15 protein-coding genes and 2 rRNA genes are annotated in these 15,125 nt (G+C 65.0%); 2 read left to right on the top strand and 15 right to left on the bottom strand.

Features of this window, described 5'->3' with window-relative positions; all coding sequences use genetic code 11:
- The first annotated feature begins 20 nt into the window (after positions 1 to 20).
- On the top strand, positions 21 to 1,526 hold the full coding sequence (lysS, locus tag ACS5PN_RS23275) for a lysine--tRNA ligase (RefSeq protein ID WP_439466407.1): 1,506 nt from the start codon (positions 21 to 23) through the stop codon (positions 1,524 to 1,526).
- Between the two features lie 3 nt (positions 1,527 to 1,529).
- Here the strand turns inward: lysS and ACS5PN_RS23270 are convergent, their stop codons facing one another.
- The 12 genes from ACS5PN_RS23270 to ACS5PN_RS23215 all read right to left on the bottom strand — a co-directional run bounded on the left by ACS5PN_RS23270 (position 1,530) and on the right by ACS5PN_RS23215 (position 12,260).
- On the bottom strand, positions 1,530 to 2,228 hold the full coding sequence (locus ACS5PN_RS23270) for a nucleotidyl transferase AbiEii/AbiGii toxin family protein (RefSeq protein WP_439466406.1): 699 nt from the start codon (positions 2,226 to 2,228) through the stop codon (positions 1,530 to 1,532).
- Positions 2,221 to 2,688 carry a helix-turn-helix domain-containing protein gene (locus ACS5PN_RS23265; RefSeq protein WP_439466405.1) on the bottom strand — a complete coding sequence of 156 codons (468 nt, stop codon included), beginning with the start codon at positions 2,686 to 2,688 and terminating at the stop codon, positions 2,221 to 2,223. Before ACS5PN_RS23265 ends, ACS5PN_RS23270 begins: the two co-directional genes overlap by 8 nt.
- A gap of 50 nt (positions 2,689 to 2,738) precedes the next feature.
- Positions 2,739 to 3,488: an ATP-binding cassette domain-containing protein gene (locus tag ACS5PN_RS23260; protein WP_439466404.1), complete on the bottom strand. Its 750-nt coding sequence runs from the start codon at positions 3,486 to 3,488 to the stop codon at positions 2,739 to 2,741.
- Complete coding sequence (locus ACS5PN_RS23255; RefSeq protein ID WP_439466403.1) at positions 3,485 to 4,627, bottom strand: sugar ABC transporter permease; 1,143 nt, start codon at positions 4,625 to 4,627, stop codon at positions 3,485 to 3,487. The genes ACS5PN_RS23260 and ACS5PN_RS23255 overlap by 4 nt, the downstream gene beginning before the upstream one ends.
- Positions 4,628 to 4,635: 8 nt before the next feature.
- Positions 4,636 to 5,655 (bottom strand): substrate-binding domain-containing protein, encoded by a 1,020-nt coding sequence (locus ACS5PN_RS23250; protein WP_439466919.1) that lies wholly within the window; start codon positions 5,653 to 5,655, stop codon positions 4,636 to 4,638.
- Positions 5,656 to 5,780: 125 nt separating this feature from the next.
- On the bottom strand, positions 5,781 to 6,155 hold the full coding sequence (locus tag ACS5PN_RS23245) for a DUF4148 domain-containing protein (RefSeq protein ID WP_439466402.1): 375 nt from the start codon (positions 6,153 to 6,155) through the stop codon (positions 5,781 to 5,783).
- A 183-nt stretch (positions 6,156 to 6,338) separates the two neighbouring features.
- Positions 6,339 to 7,127: an enoyl-CoA hydratase gene (locus tag ACS5PN_RS23240; RefSeq protein ID WP_439466401.1), complete on the bottom strand. Its 789-nt coding sequence runs from the start codon at positions 7,125 to 7,127 to the stop codon at positions 6,339 to 6,341.
- Positions 7,124 to 8,263 (bottom strand): DUF3108 domain-containing protein, encoded by a 1,140-nt coding sequence (locus ACS5PN_RS23235; protein WP_439466400.1) that lies wholly within the window; start codon positions 8,261 to 8,263, stop codon positions 7,124 to 7,126. The genes ACS5PN_RS23240 and ACS5PN_RS23235 overlap by 4 nt, the downstream gene beginning before the upstream one ends.
- Positions 8,232 to 9,941 carry a M61 family metallopeptidase gene (locus ACS5PN_RS23230; protein ID WP_439466399.1) on the bottom strand — a complete coding sequence of 570 codons (1,710 nt, stop codon included), beginning with the start codon at positions 9,939 to 9,941 and terminating at the stop codon, positions 8,232 to 8,234. The genes ACS5PN_RS23235 and ACS5PN_RS23230 overlap by 32 nt, the downstream gene beginning before the upstream one ends.
- Positions 9,941 to 10,378: a DUF3429 domain-containing protein gene (locus tag ACS5PN_RS23225; protein ID WP_439466398.1), complete on the bottom strand. Its 438-nt coding sequence runs from the start codon at positions 10,376 to 10,378 to the stop codon at positions 9,941 to 9,943. Before ACS5PN_RS23225 ends, ACS5PN_RS23230 begins: the two co-directional genes overlap by 1 nt.
- Before the next feature lie 4 nt (positions 10,379 to 10,382).
- Positions 10,383 to 11,117, bottom strand: a complete 735-nt coding sequence (locus ACS5PN_RS23220; protein ID WP_439466397.1) for a DsbC family protein — start codon at positions 11,115 to 11,117, stop codon at positions 10,383 to 10,385.
- Positions 11,118 to 11,138: 21 nt separating this feature from the next.
- Positions 11,139 to 12,260: an FAD-dependent monooxygenase gene (locus tag ACS5PN_RS23215; RefSeq protein WP_439466396.1), complete on the bottom strand. Its 1,122-nt coding sequence runs from the start codon at positions 12,258 to 12,260 to the stop codon at positions 11,139 to 11,141.
- Between the two features lie 137 nt (positions 12,261 to 12,397).
- On the opposite strand from ACS5PN_RS23215, the gene ychF reads away from it, so the two are divergent.
- Entirely contained in the window at positions 12,398 to 13,489 is a 1,092-nt protein-coding gene (gene ychF, locus ACS5PN_RS23210; RefSeq protein WP_439466395.1) for a redox-regulated ATPase YchF, read from the top strand.
- Positions 13,490 to 13,534: 45 nt separating this feature from the next.
- On the opposite strand, the gene ACS5PN_RS23205 is transcribed toward ychF, so the two are convergent.
- The 3 genes from ACS5PN_RS23205 to ACS5PN_RS23195 form a co-directional block, all read right to left on the bottom strand.
- Positions 13,535 to 13,966, bottom strand: coding sequence for a hypothetical protein (locus ACS5PN_RS23205; protein WP_439466394.1), 432 nt, complete (start codon positions 13,964 to 13,966; stop codon positions 13,535 to 13,537).
- A gap of 743 nt (positions 13,967 to 14,709) precedes the next feature.
- Positions 14,710 to 14,822 (bottom strand): 5S ribosomal RNA (rrf, locus tag ACS5PN_RS23200).
- 195 nt (positions 14,823 to 15,017) lie between these two features.
- Positions 15,018 to 15,125: ribosomal RNA gene (locus ACS5PN_RS23195) — 23S ribosomal RNA — on the bottom strand; the annotation flags it as partial.

Genomic DNA, 15,125 nt, shown 5'->3' with positions numbered 1-15,125 from the left:
GGTTCGACTGAAGGCCCGCAATGACCACGACCCCTCCGACTCCCGCTGCCGACGACAACCAACTGATCGCCGAGCGCCGCGCCAAACTGGCCGCGCTGCGGGCCGCCACGGCGGTGCCCTTCCCCAACGATTTCAAGCCCCAGCACCGCGCCCAGCCGCTGCAGGCCCAGTACGGCGAGGTGCCCAACGAGGAGCTGGAGCCCCAGGCCGTCAAGGTCACGGTGGCCGGCCGCATGATGCTCAAGCGCATGATGGGCAAGGCCAGCTTCTGCACGCTGCAGGACGCCACCGGCCGCATCCAGCTGCGCGTGACCATCGACAACGTCGGCCCCGAGGTCTACGACGCCTTCAAGCACTGGGACCTGGGCGACATCCTGGGCGCCGAAGGCACGCTGATGCGCACCAAGACGGGCGAGCTGTCCGTCGCCGTGACCACGCTGCGCCTGCTGACCAAGAGCCTGCGCCCGCTGCCGGACAAGTTCCACGGCATGACCGACCAGGAGCAGAAGTACCGCCAGCGCTATGTCGACCTGATCACCGACGAGGACGCCCGCAAGCGCTTCACGGCCCGCTCCAAGGCCGTGTCGGCCATCCGCAGCTTCATGGTCGAGCACGGCTTCCTGGAGGTCGAGACCCCCATGCTCCACCCCATCCCGGGTGGCGCGAATGCCAAGCCCTTCAAGACCCACCACAACGCGCTGGACCAGGAGATGTTCCTGCGCATCGCGCCGGAGCTCTACCTGAAGCGCCTGGTGGTGGGCGGCTTCGAGCGCGTGTTCGAGATCAACCGCAACTTCCGCAACGAAGGCATCTCGGTTCGGCACAACCCCGAGTTCACGATGATGGAGTTCTATGCGGCCTACTGGACGCATCACGACCAGATGGACTTCACCGAGGCCGTGCTGCGCCACGCCGCCGTCGCTGCCACCGGCAGCGCCGCGCTGACCTATGCCGGCAAGCCGGTGGCGCTGGACAAGCCCTTCGCCCGCGTGTCGGTGCGTGACTCGCTGATCCAGTTCGCCGGTTTGACGGGCGAGGAGGCCGACAACCCCGAGGTGCTGCGCGCCAAGATCGTCGCTGCGGGTGAAGAAGCCCCGGCACGCTGGAGCCTGGCCGAGCTGCAGTTCGGCCTGTTTGAGGCCGTCGTCGAAGAGAAGCTCTGGGAGCCCACCTTCATCATCGACTACCCGGTTGAGGTCTCGCCGCTGGCCCGCGCATCGGACGCCAACCCCAAGATCACCGAGCGCTTCGAGCTCTTCATCACCGGCCGCGAGTACGCTAACGGCTTCTCGGAGCTGAACGACGCCGAGGACCAGGCCGCGCGCTTCCACGCCCAGGTGGCCAACAAGGACGCCGGCGACGAGGAAGCGATGTTCTTCGACGCCGACTTCATCCGCGCGCTGGAGTACGGCATGCCCCCGACCGGTGGCTGTGGCATCGGCATCGACCGGCTGATGATGCTGATCACCGACTCGCCGTCGATCCGCGACGTGATCCTCTTCCCGGCCTTGCGTCGGGAAGCCTGAGCCTCAGCGCTTGGCCAGCGCCTTGATCCGGGCCCACAGCTGGGCCTTGGACAAGGTCGTCATCTGCATCGCCCCCATGCAGGCATCCAGCCGATGGGGACGATCGCGCAAGTCCTGCACGGCACTGGCCAGGCTGCTTTCGACGCTGTCGCCATAGGCCGTCGCCGCCTTCGCGATGGCCGCACGCAGCAACGGCTTGTCTGGCTGCATCATGGCCAGGTCGATGAGGTCTCGGCTGAAGACGCCGTCGTCACGCCAGCGGTCGGCCAGGGCCAGCAGCTTGCCTGCGGCGAGGTCCAGCGGTGTCAGCCCCAGCACGCCGGCGATGGCGTCGGCCGGGCCTGGCGGGTCGAATGCGATGCGCGCTTCCAGCACGATCTCGAACTTGATCGGCACACCGCCTTCGCGAACCAGCGTGCGCAACCCGTATTGGTCGGCGCGGAGCTCCCGCGCCAGCATGAGCTCCGCGCCGGGCCGAACCAGCGCGCCCAGGCCCGAGGGGCCCGACAGCAACTGGCGCAGCGCCCGGTAGCCGGCGAGATCGGACACGAGAAAGTCGATGTCCACCGACTCGCGGTACTCGCCATAACGCAGTGCCATGGCGGTACCGCCGCCAAACCAGCAGGCGTGGGCAGCCAGCACGTCGGCATCCAGCGCACCGAGCACGGCCGCAATGCGGCGGTGGTGCTCGCGCTCAAACAAGCAGCCGCCCTCCGCCCAGCTCGTCGACGAGCGCCTGAATCAACCGCCGCTCGTGCGGCGTCAGGCGCTCGCGGTCGAGATGGCGCCAGTTGCGCTCGTAGAGGTCAAGCGCCTGCGCCGGGCTCAACTCGGTCACGCCAGGCAGCTGCCAGGCCAGTTGTTGGAGTGCGGGGTAGTCGTCCAGGCGCACCACGTCTGGCAAGGCAGACACCAAGGGCGCCTCGGGTTCGCGCACTTGCAGGCTCAGACCGACGGCCGACATCGCGCTCAGATAGGCACCCATCGTCACCGAAGGCTCACCGCGCTCCACGCGGTGCAACGTCACGCGCGACATGCCGGCGGCTTCCGCAGCGTCGATCGCGGTTACCTTCTGCCGCTCACGCTCGGCGCGGATGCGCTCGCCCAGCATGGCCAGCTGGGTGGCGACATGGGGCGGCACGGGTGGGGCTTTGGCGGGCATATGTTTCTCATTTTAGTCAAAATACCCGCCATGTACAGAATGAGAAACAACTATAGGGCGAGAGCGGCAGGCGCCTTGCCCGCAATGATCATCGCCAGCACCTCATCCTCATTGACCTCTGCAGTGCGGCAGACACCCACCAGGCGGCCGTTCTTCATGACAGCCAGGCGGTTGGACAGCGCAAAGACATCCGGCATGTCGTGAGTGACCAGCAGAATGCCCACGCCCTCGGCGCTGAGACGTCGAATCAGGTCGTGAACCATGGCTGTCTCCGCCGGACCGAGAGCCGCACAGGGCTCATCCATGATGAGCACGCGAGCCTTGAACTGCAGGGCTCGAGCGATCGCAACGACCTGTCGCTGACCACCCGACAGAGACATCACCGGGTCTGCGATGTTCTTGAAGTTGGGGTTCAGCCGTGCAAACAGCGGCACAGCCGCAGCGCGCATGGCAGCGTCATCCAGCAAACCGAGACGCGTGCGGAGCTCGCGCCCCAGGAAGAGATTGGCAACGGAGTCGAGGTTGTCGGCCAGGGCCAGCTTCTGGTGGATGGTCTCGATACCCGCAGAACGCGAGTCGGCCGGGCTGGAGAACTTCACCGCCTGGCCGTTCAGCAACAGCTCGCCGCCATCGAAGGGCAGCGCTCCCGCGATCATCTGCATCAGCGTGGACTTGCCGGCACCGTTGTGGCCCAGCACGGCCAGCACCTCGCCCGGCGCCAGATTCAGGGAGATGCCATCGACCGCATGCACGCCGCCAAAGGATTTGCGCGCGTCGCGCACTTCAAGCAAGGCCGTCATTTCTGCACCACGCGATCAAACACGACAGCGGCCACCAGCACCTGGCCAAGCACGACCATGCGCCAGCCTATGCCCACATCGGTCAACAGCAGGCCGCTGTCGATGCTCTGAATGATGAGGGCGCCCAGCACCGTGCCGCCGACGCTGCCGCTGCCACCGGCGAGGCTCACGCCGCCGATGACGGCCGCTGCGATGACCGTCAGCTCCATGCCCGTGCCCATGGAGTTGGTGCCGGCATTCAGGCGCGCCATCGCCACGACAGCAGCCAGGGCCACGAGGGCGGCGAGCAGCAGGTTCAGCTGGACCATCACGCGCCGCACCGGGATGCCCGCCAGGCGTGCAGCGTCCGGGTTGCCGCCTATCGCATAGACGTAGCGGCCAAAGCGCGTGTGCTTGGCGATGAAGCCCAGCAACAGCACGACGGCCACCCAGATCACGAGGGGCAGCGGCAGGCCCTGCCCTTGCTCCTGGCCCTCGATCTTGTAGGCGTTGAAGACGGCGACACAGCCGAACACGGCCAGCGCGGCGAGGCCGCTCTTGATCAGCTCATGCTTGATATCGCTGGGCACGCCGCCGGCACGCAACTGCGCGCGGCGTTGCACGACCTGCCAGCCCCACAGCAGTGCGACCAGGGCGACGCCCAACAGCCAACTGCCGCTTTCGCCGAGAGAACCATCCAGCCCGCCACCCAGGGCCAGCAGCCAGGGCTCGGTGACGGGCTGGGTCTTGCCATCGGCGATCAGGAAGGCCACGCCGCGCAGCGACACCAGCCCTCCCAGCGTCACGACGAAGGACGGGATGCCGATGACGGCCGACAGCCAGCCCTGGAAGAGGCCCACCACCAGCGCCAAGCCCAGGCCCGCGAACAACGAGGCGACAACCGACCAGCCGTGGGTGTACTGCAGCCAGGCCATCAGCACGCCGACGGCACCGAGCAGCGAGCCCACCGCGAGGTCGATCTGGCGTGCCACGATGATCAGGGCCATGCCACTGGCGACGATGCCGACGACGGCTGTCTGCTGGGCGATGTTGTAGAGGTTCTCGGCCGTCAGGAAGCTGCCGGTGAGCACATGAAAGCCGATGGCGATGGCCACCAGCACGGCCGCCATGACGGCGAGCCGCTGGGTCTGGGCGCTCATCGCCTCTCCTATTTGCAGGCCGCCGGGGCCTTGGCGGCGTCGACGCCCTTGCAGACGACAGCCTTGCTGACCCAGCCGGCGCTGATGACCTGATCCAGGTTGGCCTGCGTGATGGCGACCGGCGCGAGGAACTTGGCCTGCAGCGACACCTTGCGCTCACCGCCCGCCCAGGGCGCAGCACCATCGACCTTCTGGCCATTGGCGAGCTGCACGGCGGCCGAGGCGGCCTCCTTGCCCAGCGAGCGCGAGTCCTTCCAGACCGACACGGTCTGCGTGCCCAGGGCCACGCGGTTCAGCGCGGCATGGTCGGCGTCCTGGCCACTGACCGGCACGCCCTTGACGCCACGGCCCGCCAGCGCCGCGATGGCGCCGCCGGCGGTGCCGTCATTGCTGGCCACGACCGCGTCGACGCCGCCCTTCAGGCGGGTCAGGATCTGTTCCATGTTCTTCTGCGCCACCTCGGGCTTCCAGCCGTCGGTGTATTCCTCGGCGACGATCTTCACATCGCCCTTCTTGACGGCCTCGGCCAGCGCATCTTGCTGACCGGCACGCAGGAAGTCGGCATTGGGGTCGCTGGCCGAGCCCTTGATCATCACGTAGCGGCCCTGCGGCTTCACGGCCAACACGGCCTTGGCCTGGAGGCGGCCCACTTCACGGTTGTCGAAGGTCAGGTAAAAGACCTCGGGCGCTTCGATGAGGCGGTCATAGGCGACGACCGGCACCTTGCGCGCCTTGGCCTTGTTCAGGGCCGGCGCGATGGCGTCCTTGTCCATGGCCAGGATGATGAGGACCTTGGCGCCCTTGGCGAGCAGGGACTCGACGTCGGCGATCTGCTTCTCGGGCGACCCGCCAGCGTCGGCCGACACATAGCTCGCCCCCAGGCGGCCCAGCTCGGCCTTGATGGCCGCCTCGTCGGTCTTCCAGCGCTCTTCCTGGAAGTTGGACCAGCTCACGCCGACCACGGGGCCGGCCGCAAGCGCTTTCAAGGACGCCGCCAGCAAGACGCCAGCCGCCCACATCTTCTGCATTCCCATCGTGTCTCCAACGCCCGGTTGTCTGGTGGGCCGCGGATTCTAGGAACGCGGGCAACAAAAAAGCGACCCTCTCGGGTCGCCTTTCATCGGTTTGAAACCGCTTTGTTTCAGCGCAGAGCTTAACGGGAAGCCATGCCGGTGGCCGGGCGGCTGATGCGGGCCGGGAAATCACCCAGTTCGCGGGCAGCGTTCTCGCCGTGGTCGGCGGCCAGGGCAGCGGCCGTCTTCTCATCGGCGCGCACTTCGGTCGGCTTGACGGCCAGGATGGCTTGGCGCGGCAGCTTGACGTTGGCGGTGGCGGCGGCCTTGGCCGATGCGGCGGTCGTCACTTCGACGCCCTTTTCGCCTTGGATGGCAGCCAGTTCACCACTGTTGCGGGCGGCAACCAGGTCGGCAATGACTTGCTCGCGGGTCAGCGGTGCGGTGGTTTGGGCGGAGGCGGCACCAGCGGCGACGAGAGCGATGGTGGCGATGACGGTGGACAGCTTGCTCATGACGGGCTCCTTCAGCTACTGCAGGAACGTCCTGCTTTGGACACTTGGGACACCGCGACCGCGGTGTCCATGGGTCTGAACTGTAGGCAGCCAATCTCAGTAGAAATACTAGGCTGGCGGGAACTGACTATTCATTCAACGCAAATAGTCATCCCTAGGTCGTCATCGTTCCGCCACACACGATCAACGGTGTTCGAAGCTCGGTGCCCGCTTGGCCAGGAAGGCCTCCATGCCCTCGCGCTGGTCATGGCTGCCGAACAGCGCATGGAAATAGCGACGCTCCACCGCAACGCCATCGGTCAGCGGCCCCTGGTAGGCCAGGTTGACCAGTTCCTTGATCAGCATGACCGAAGGCCCGCTGAAGCCGTTGATGGTTTCGGCGGCGGCCAGCACTTCTTCCAGCAGCTTGTCGGCCGGCACGACGCGCGAGACCAGACCAGCGCTCTCGGCCTCGGCTGCACCCATCATGCGCGCGGTCAGCAGCATGTCCATGGCCTTGCTCTTGCCCACTGCGCGCGGCAGGCGCTGGGTGCCGCCGGCGCCGGGCACGATGCCGAGCTTGATCTCTGGCTGGCCGAACTTGGCGGAGTCGGCCGCGATGATGAAGTCACACATCATGGCCAGCTCGCATCCGCCGCCCAGTGCAAAGCCAGCCACGGCGGCAATAACGGGTTTGCGCACCTGCAGGATGGTTTCCCAGTTCTTGGAGATCAGGCCGCTCTTGAAGGCCGTTGCGAAGGTGTGGGGCAGCATGGTCGGGATGTCGGCGCCGGCCGCGAAGGCACGTTCGGAGCCTGTCAAAACGATGCAACCGATGCTGTCGTCGGCATCGAAAGCCAGCAGCGCTTCACCCATCTCGTCCATCAGTTGGTCGTTCAGCGCATTCAGGGCCTTGGGGCGGTTCAGGGTGATCAGTGCAGTCTTGCGCGGGCCGTCGCCATGGACGGCGGTGAGGATGCATTCGTAGGTCATGGGTTGGGTCTCCGGGGCATGTCGTTGGACGATTCTGGCGCGGCCTGCAGCGGCGCGCTCTTGAGCATGAGGTCGATATAGGTGTCGGCGTTCTGGCGGATGACGAGACGGACCGGCAGGTATTGCAAGGACGCCGCGAACCAGACGTCGGCGACCAAGTCGTTGCCGCTGGCCGCCTGCCTCGGCTTGAGATGCCAGGCCGCCAGCGGCCCCATCGGGGTCTCCAGCATTTCTTCGCCCACGACCTCGTAGGCCCAGTCATAGGGTTGACTCGGCAAAAGGAGCCGGAACTTCACGACACGCCCAGGCTGCAGCGTTTCGCGACCGGTCAGGAACAGCCAGGTCAACTGCACGAACTGGCTGACCGAGTCTTGAGCACCACGCGGTGCGGAGCCACGCACACCGGCAGCGGTTCGCACCTCGCCGCCAAGGAACACCATGTTGAATCGCTGCGGCTCTTTGAAGAGGAGCTTGGTCTCTTCGTCATAGCGCTGGGGTGCAATGCCTTCGGGCGTCAGCATGCCTTGGCTGCTCATATGCCGTGTCACGAGTGGCGCGAAGCTCGGACCGATGCCGACGTCCAGGTGAATCTGGTAGTCGCTGTCCTTGCGCAGCCACTCGACCTGTGCCTGCCCGCTGACCGGGCCCCGGTAGCTGCCGGTCAACACATAGCTGAGCCGCGTGGACAGGGGCCATTCCGGGCCGGGTTCGCTGTCCAGAGGGGCCGAAGCTGCACTGGCCATGGGCGCCGTCGACTCCACCGTTGTCGCGGCAGCCCCATTGGCGGGCTCGACCACGGCTGCTGGCACGGAAGCTGGCGCCTGCACGGGCTCGGCCGCTGAGGCAGCCTGGGCCAGCGCACGAGCCTTGTCCGGCCTTGCGGGCGGCTGAGCGGCCAACGCCGGCGGGATGGAACGCACGGTCACCGGCGGCTTCGGTGTCATCTCCTGCGTGAACTCGGCCCGCATGCGAGGGGGCATCGTGGATGAGCCCTCGCCCATCCAGCCCGCATGGATGCGCAGCACCTCGTGCGCACCCAACAGATGCAGGGCCAGCACCACCAGCACCAGCAGCACCGGTGGCCGCATCACCCGCATGGACGTCTCAGGCGCCGAGCCAGCGGCGGCGTGCGGCATGCACGCCGTCGGCCAGACCCAGCGCGACGGCCGCCGACTGGGCAGAAGGCAGTTCGACAGCCAACTCCAGCAAGCGTTGGTCACGGCTGATCAGCAACCGCAACCGGTTCTCACCTCCGGCCTGCAATGCCGGAATATCGTCCAGTCGGCGCAAGCGCCAACCGTTGCAACCGATGACCTCGTCACGTGCATTGAGACCTGCGGCCTCCGCGGCCCCTGCGCTCAACACATGGGTGACCGCTATGCCGGTCAGGGCACTCTCGCGAACGCGCAATCCGAGGCGTTGGGCGACGCTCTGGCGGCCGTCATCACGCCAGCTCACGCCATGGGCATCGAGCAACTCACGCAGCGGCAGCTCGCCGGTGCCATGCACCCAACGCTGCAGCTGTGCTGCCAGGTCACTGCCCCCCAGAGCCGTGACGGCCGCGATGATGTCTCCCTCGCTGACTGGACCGCCCGCACTGTCCTTCCACAGCCGCGCCATCAGCGCATCAAGGCTGGACTTGTGCTTACGCAGACCGAGGTCAAGACAGAGCGCCACCAACGCGCCCTGCGCGTAATAGTTGCTCGTCGCGTTGACACTGTTTTCGTCGGGGCGGTAGTACTTGGTCCAGGCCTCGAAACTGGCCTGAGCCAGAGGCTGCACGTGGCGGCCAGGCGAGGCCAGCACGCCGTTGACGCTGGCCGCCAGCAGCTTCAGGTAGCGCGGCGCGTCTACCAGGCCTGCGCGGCGCAGCATCAGCTCGTCGTAATAGCTCGTGAAGCCTTCAAAGAACCAGAGCAGCTCGGTGTAGTTCTCGCGCTGGTAGTCAAAGCTGGCGAACTCCGCGGGGCGCAGTCGCTTGACGTTCCAGGCGTGGAAGTATTCGTGGCTGAACAGGCCGAGCAGGCGCACATAGCTGTCGCTCGGTATGACGCCTTCGGCCGCAGTTGGGAGCTCGCGCCGGGCGCAGATCAGGGCCGTGCTGGCCCGATGCTCGAGACCCCCATGGCCATCGTCCACGGCCCAGAGCAGGAAGCTGTAACGAGCAAACGGTGCCTCGCCCCAGAAAGCGATCTGGGCCTCGCAGATGCGCTGCACATCGGCGAGCAGGCGCGCCCCATCGAAGCTCGGCCAGGCGCCGGCCACCACGATGCGATGCGGCACGCCCGCCGCGACGAACTCGCCCTGCCAATGCGGGCCGATCTCGAAGGGATGATCGAGCAGTTCATCGTAGTCGGCGGCCTCCCAGCCTCCGTCGGCGGCGCGCATTTCGGTGGCGATGTGCCAGCCTTGCGGCACGCTCGCGAGCTTCAACTGATGCGCAACATGCTCACGCCCGTGCGCACGCAGGCACAGACTGCTGGCATTGAAAAAGGCTCGCTGGCTGTCCAGCCACGCCGTGCGCACCGAGGCATCGCAGGCATAGACCTCGTAGCTCAGCGTCAAAGTCGCGCGGCCGCTGCAGCGCACGCGCCAGCTGGCCTTGTCGAGCTGATCGACGACCAGCTCCTTGCCGCCCTGATGGGCCGTCAGCCCGCTCAGGTGCTTGGCGAATTCGCGCACCAGATAGCTGCCGGGAATCCAGACCGGCAGGCTGAAGATCTGATCTTTCGTGGGGCTGGCAAGCGTCAGCGTGACGCGATAGCGGTGGGCCGCGATATCGGCCAGCTCGATCCGGTAAGTCGGTCCGTGCATCAGCTGCCCGCGGCTGCGAGGAAGCAGCTCAGCGCTGCGACGGCGGTGAGCCGAAAACGCAGGGTCAGCCAATCCGCCGCACCGAGTTGCGGGTAGACGCGGCGATCGACGAGATAGCAGGCGATCAGCACGCCGCCATGCAAGGCCAGTCCTGCATAGGGCGGCATCACGACACCCAACCAGCCTAGCAGCACGGCGCTGACGCCCCATACGAGGGGCTGCCGGCCGGGCAGTCCACGGATGATGGCGAGCCCCCAGTGGATGCCGCCGAGAAAAGCGACGACGAGGCCGGCATAGACCGACATCGCCAGGCTGACAAAGGTGTGCTGATCCAGGTCGCGATCGCCGATCAGCCAGATCAGCGCACAACCCAGCAGGAAGGGGATGAGCCCGGCATAGCCCAGGCGATGTGCGAACTGGCGATGTTCGGCGCCCATCGGATCAGGACTTGCTGGCCGGTGCGGCCAGGGCTTGCAGGCGCTTTTCCAGCTCCGCCGGGCCGACAGCACCTGGAATGCGGTTGCCGTCCTCCAGAAGGATGGCCGGCGTGCCGTTCACGTGGATCTTGCGCGACAACGCGAGATTGCGCTCGATGGCCGATTCGTCACACGGCGTCGTCGCCTTGGCGGGCTGTTCGCCCTTCAGCATCCAGCTGAGCCAGGCATTGGCGTTGTCTTTGGAACACCAGATGGCACGCGCCTTCTCGGGCGAGTCGCCGCCGAGAATGGGAATCAGGAACGTGTAGACGGTCACATCCTTGAGTTCCTGCAGCCCCTTCTCGAAGCGCTTGCAATAGCCGCAGTTGGGGTCTGCGAAGACAGCGATGCGGCGCTTTCCCGTGCCGTTCTTCCACATCAGCGCATCCTTGAAGGGCAGTCCGGCGAAGTCGATCCGGTTGAGCTGGGTGACGCGCTCCTCGGTGAGGTTCTTCCTCGCCTTCAGGTCAAAGAGTTCGCCCTCGATGAGAAAGTTGGCTCCGGCGTCGGTGTAGCGAATCTCGTTGCCGATCCGCAGCTCCCACAGCCCGGGCATGGCCGACGGCCGAACCTCGTCGATCTTGGGGGCATTGGGCATTCGTTCGGCGAAGGCTTTGCGGATGGCAGCCTCGTTCGCGAGGGCGGGCAGGCTGGCTGCGGCAAGGACGACGGCGAGAACGCGGAAAACGAGAGAGCGCACGATGAAAAGGCCGGTTGGAGGTCAGAGCCCGAGAGCACGCTGGGTCAGCCAGCGCTTGACGGGGGAAAGTTGGTTGAGCGCGTCCAGGCCGCGATTGCGAAAGCCCTGGACGGCGGGAGACGAGTTGGCGAAAAGGCGCTGCAACACGTCGGTCAGCTCGCCCATCGCAAGCGTCGGCGCGAGGCGCTCGCGGGCGTAACGCCGCAGCAGGCGTTCGTCACCGAGCGGTCGCCACGCCTCGCGCCCCGCCAGGACGCGAGCGAGCGCAGCGACGTCACCAAGGCCAAGATTCAAGCCCTGGCCCGCCAGGGGATGGACGATGTGGGCGGCATCGCCGAGCAGCACCCAACCCGGACCACTGACCGTATCGGCCCGGGCCAGGGCCAGCGGCCAGCTCGACCGCTCGCTACCCAGGCTGAGTTCACCGGCGGCACCGGCTGTCGCGGCATTGAGCTCGCGCTCAAATTCAAGAATCGACATGGCCTGCAACGCGTCGGCTCGCGCTTGCTGGCACGACCAAACCAAACCATATGACGACCCAGGCGTCGGCTTCTCGAAGGGCAGCAGGGCCAACACCTCACCGCCCGGCTGGAACCACTGGCGTGCGACGCCCTGGTGGGGCCGGTTGGAACTGAGCCGCGCCGCCAATGCACGATGTCCGTAGGATTTGGGTTTGAAGTCCACGCCCAACGCGGCACGCGCAGCCGACTCACGGCCCTCACAGAGCGCCGTAAGCGCCGCCGGAGTGGTATCCGCGACGCTGTGGACGTGTGGTGAAAAGCGAAGCGCCGTCGCGAGTTGGGCATCCAACGCTGCGGCATCAACGATGACGGCCAGTTCGCGCTGGCCTTGCTGCCAGGCTGAGAAGGTCAGCCTTCCGGCGGATTGCTCAGCCACCGCATCACCGCTGATGACCATGTCATAAACCGGGCAGATGGCGTCGGCCGGCAGGCTGGCCCAGATCTTCAGTTCGGTCAGCAAAGTGACGGAGGCGGCATTCAAGGCGTAAGTCCGCACATCGTCGCTGCGCGCGACCTCCGCCGCTCCACTCATGCCCACGGTCAGGCCTTGAGCGGCGAGGCTGAGCGCCAAGCTGCTGCCGACAGCACCCCGCCCTCTGACCAACACGTCCACACTTTGCATCCGCTGATTGTAGGCAGGGGGTTAGACCGCATCGCGGCACGGGGTCGAGCTGGCCAGGCCTTTGGCGGCGCCCGATTAAAATCACCTCTTTGGCGCCGGCTTGCTGTCGGTCGCCCCTCCCAACGGAAAGCCCTGCCATGAGCCTCAAATGCGGCATCGTGGGCCTGCCCAATGTCGGCAAGTCCACGCTCTTCAACGCCCTGACCAAAGCCGGCATTGCCGCCGAGAACTATCCCTTTTGCACGATCGAGCCGAACGTCGGCATCGTCGAGTTGCCCGACCCCCGCCTTGCGGCGTTGGCCGAGATCGTCAAACCCGAACGCGTCATGCCGGCCGTTGTGGAGTTCGTCGATATCGCTGGTCTTGTGGCCGGGGCAAGCAAGGGTGAAGGGCTGGGCAACCAGTTCCTGTCACACATCCGTGAGACGGACGCCATCGTCAATGTCGTGCGCTGTTTCGAAGACCCGAACGTCATTCATGTGAACGGCAAGGTCGATCCGATCTCGGACATCGAAGTGATCCAGACGGAGCTTTGCCTTGCCGACCTCGGCACTGTCGAGAAGAGCCTGCACCGCTACAACAAGGTCGCGCGCGCTGGCGACAAGGAAGCCATCGCGCTGGTCAAGGTGCTGGAGAAATGCCAAGTCGCTCTGGACCAGGCCAAGCCTGTGCGAACCATTGACTTCAGCAAGGAAGAGTTGGCCATCCTCAAGCCTTTGTGCCTGATCACGGCCAAGCCTGCGATGTTTGTCGGCAATGTCTCGGAAGACGGTTTTGAAAACAACCCGTTTTTGGAACGGCTGAAGGAATACGCGGCAGCCCAGAACGGTCCGGTCGTGGCGATCTGCGCGAAGACCGAATCGGAACTCTCTGAGATGGAAGATGAGGATCGCGCCATGTTTCTGGCCGAGATGGGTCAGGACGAGCCTGGCCTCAACCGCCTGATCCGCGCCGCTTTCAAATTGCTGGGCCTGCAGACCTACTTCACCGCCGGCGTGAAGGAGGTCCGAGCCTGGACCATCCACATTGGCGACACCGGCCCGCAGGCAGCCGCTGTCATCCATACCGACTTCGAACGCGGCTACATCCGCGCTCAGACCATCGCTTACGACGACTTCATCCAGTACCGCGGTGAGCAGGGAGCCAAGGATGCGGGAAAGATGCGGGCGGAAGGCAAGGAGTACGTCGTCAAGGATGGCGACGTGCTGCACTTCTTGTTCAACGTCTAACTTTCCGGTCAGCGGCCGATCGTGCCGCTGACGCAGCCGAGCGACTTATCCAAGTGGCCATTCCGCGATGGTCTCGTGCTCCGTGCATCCCTTGTGGCTGAGGATCAGGCTCAAGCAGTGCGTAACGCAGGACAACGTCTCAACAACAATGTCCCGCGGCATGCGGGCAGGATCGTAGTAAGCCGTCATGTGAGACGAGCTGACGGATGCAGCCTTGATCTCACGCTGCTTCAGCAGCTTCCTAAGAAGCTCTCGCACTGTGATGACCCGCCGATGGGAATCGGCGGTGCAGCCGAGCACGCACGCCGAATGGTTGGCGAAGCTTTTCAGTCGATCGAACTGGAGGCTGATGGAGCCACTATCGCTGAGTTGCGCGCCGGCGGCCGCTGCCCCCTCGACGACAGACAGCGGCGGCAGGCGATCCTCCGTGAACTCCACGACTTCAATCAAGGATACGTGCAGACGGGCTGCGGCCATCACCTGCGCCTCCTTGGCTGAAGCATGGCGGCCACAGAGCTCAGCGACCTATTCGACGCAGCGGGGCAAATCCGCAGCGCTAGGGCGCAGCGCGAAAAACAAGGAATAGCTCTTAGGCTTGCAGCCGCTGGGTAGCGCGCGAGGAACGAATAGCCGCCTTGGCGGCTCGTCGCCAAAAAGACCCAGTTGATCGTCCATTGCGTGCGGGGGAGGAGTGCGTGAGTAAGCTTCGAAGGATACGGCTTGCCGGGCCGTCGTTCGCCTGCAAGTCACCCTCGATTTGGGCGCGCGCATGAATCGCCGGCAAAGGTGCAAGACCAGCCGAATGTACGGCGCTGCAAGAAAGTCTAGGGTTCGCGGCGACGAATAGTTACTCGGAAGTGCTCAGGGCCTGATCAGTCCGGCCAGCAACTAGCCGCACGTGTCGCTGAGCTACTGGGGCGCACCGGACGGTCCAATCAGCCACGTCACGCCGATCAAGTGGCTGATCGACCGTGTTATTGCAGTCGAGGGCTGGAAACAGGGGCGAAGGTACCGCTATAGAGAGGTGGCGGGCGTCAATCTGAGGCCGTCGCCACCTGCATCGAAACAGCAAGAGTTGTTCTGACTTCGGCTGTCACAGCGACACTTCGCGAGCTGATCTGCTCTGGAACGCGCTCTTGATTTGAAGCCGCAAGTATATTCAGCGCCCCAAAAGCAAAACCCCCACCAGCGTCAGCTGATGGGGGTTGGCTTGAATAATAGCCTGACGATGACCTACTTTCACACGGGAATCCGCACTATCATCGGCGCTGGCTCGTTTCACTGTCCTGTTCGGGATGGGAAGGAGTGGGACCAAGTCGCTATGGTCGTCAGGCTTGACTGGTTGGCTTATTGGCGTGGCCAATAAACCCAATTCGTAGAGTCAGCAGATTTATATCTGCACGCCACATGTTGTCAAACATGCAGCGGAATCAGTTTAATTTGATTGCGTCTTCAGACTTCTGAAGAACAGCATAACTTGAATACCCACCTTGATCTGCAATCGCAATGATTCGGCAGTCAAAGTTATAGGGTCAAGCCTCACGGGCAATTAGTACTGGTTAGCTTAACGCATTACTGCGCTTCCACACCCAGCCTATCAACGTCCTGGTCTCGAACGACCCTTCAGGGGGCTCAA

Origin of the sequence: Roseateles sp. NT4 (genome assembly GCF_051857475.1) — a bacterium.
Classification (GTDB): domain Bacteria; phylum Pseudomonadota; class Gammaproteobacteria; order Burkholderiales; family Burkholderiaceae_C; genus Pelomonas.
Note: the sequence above shows the minus strand (reverse complement) of the source record. Positions and strands in the feature narration are given on the sequence as shown.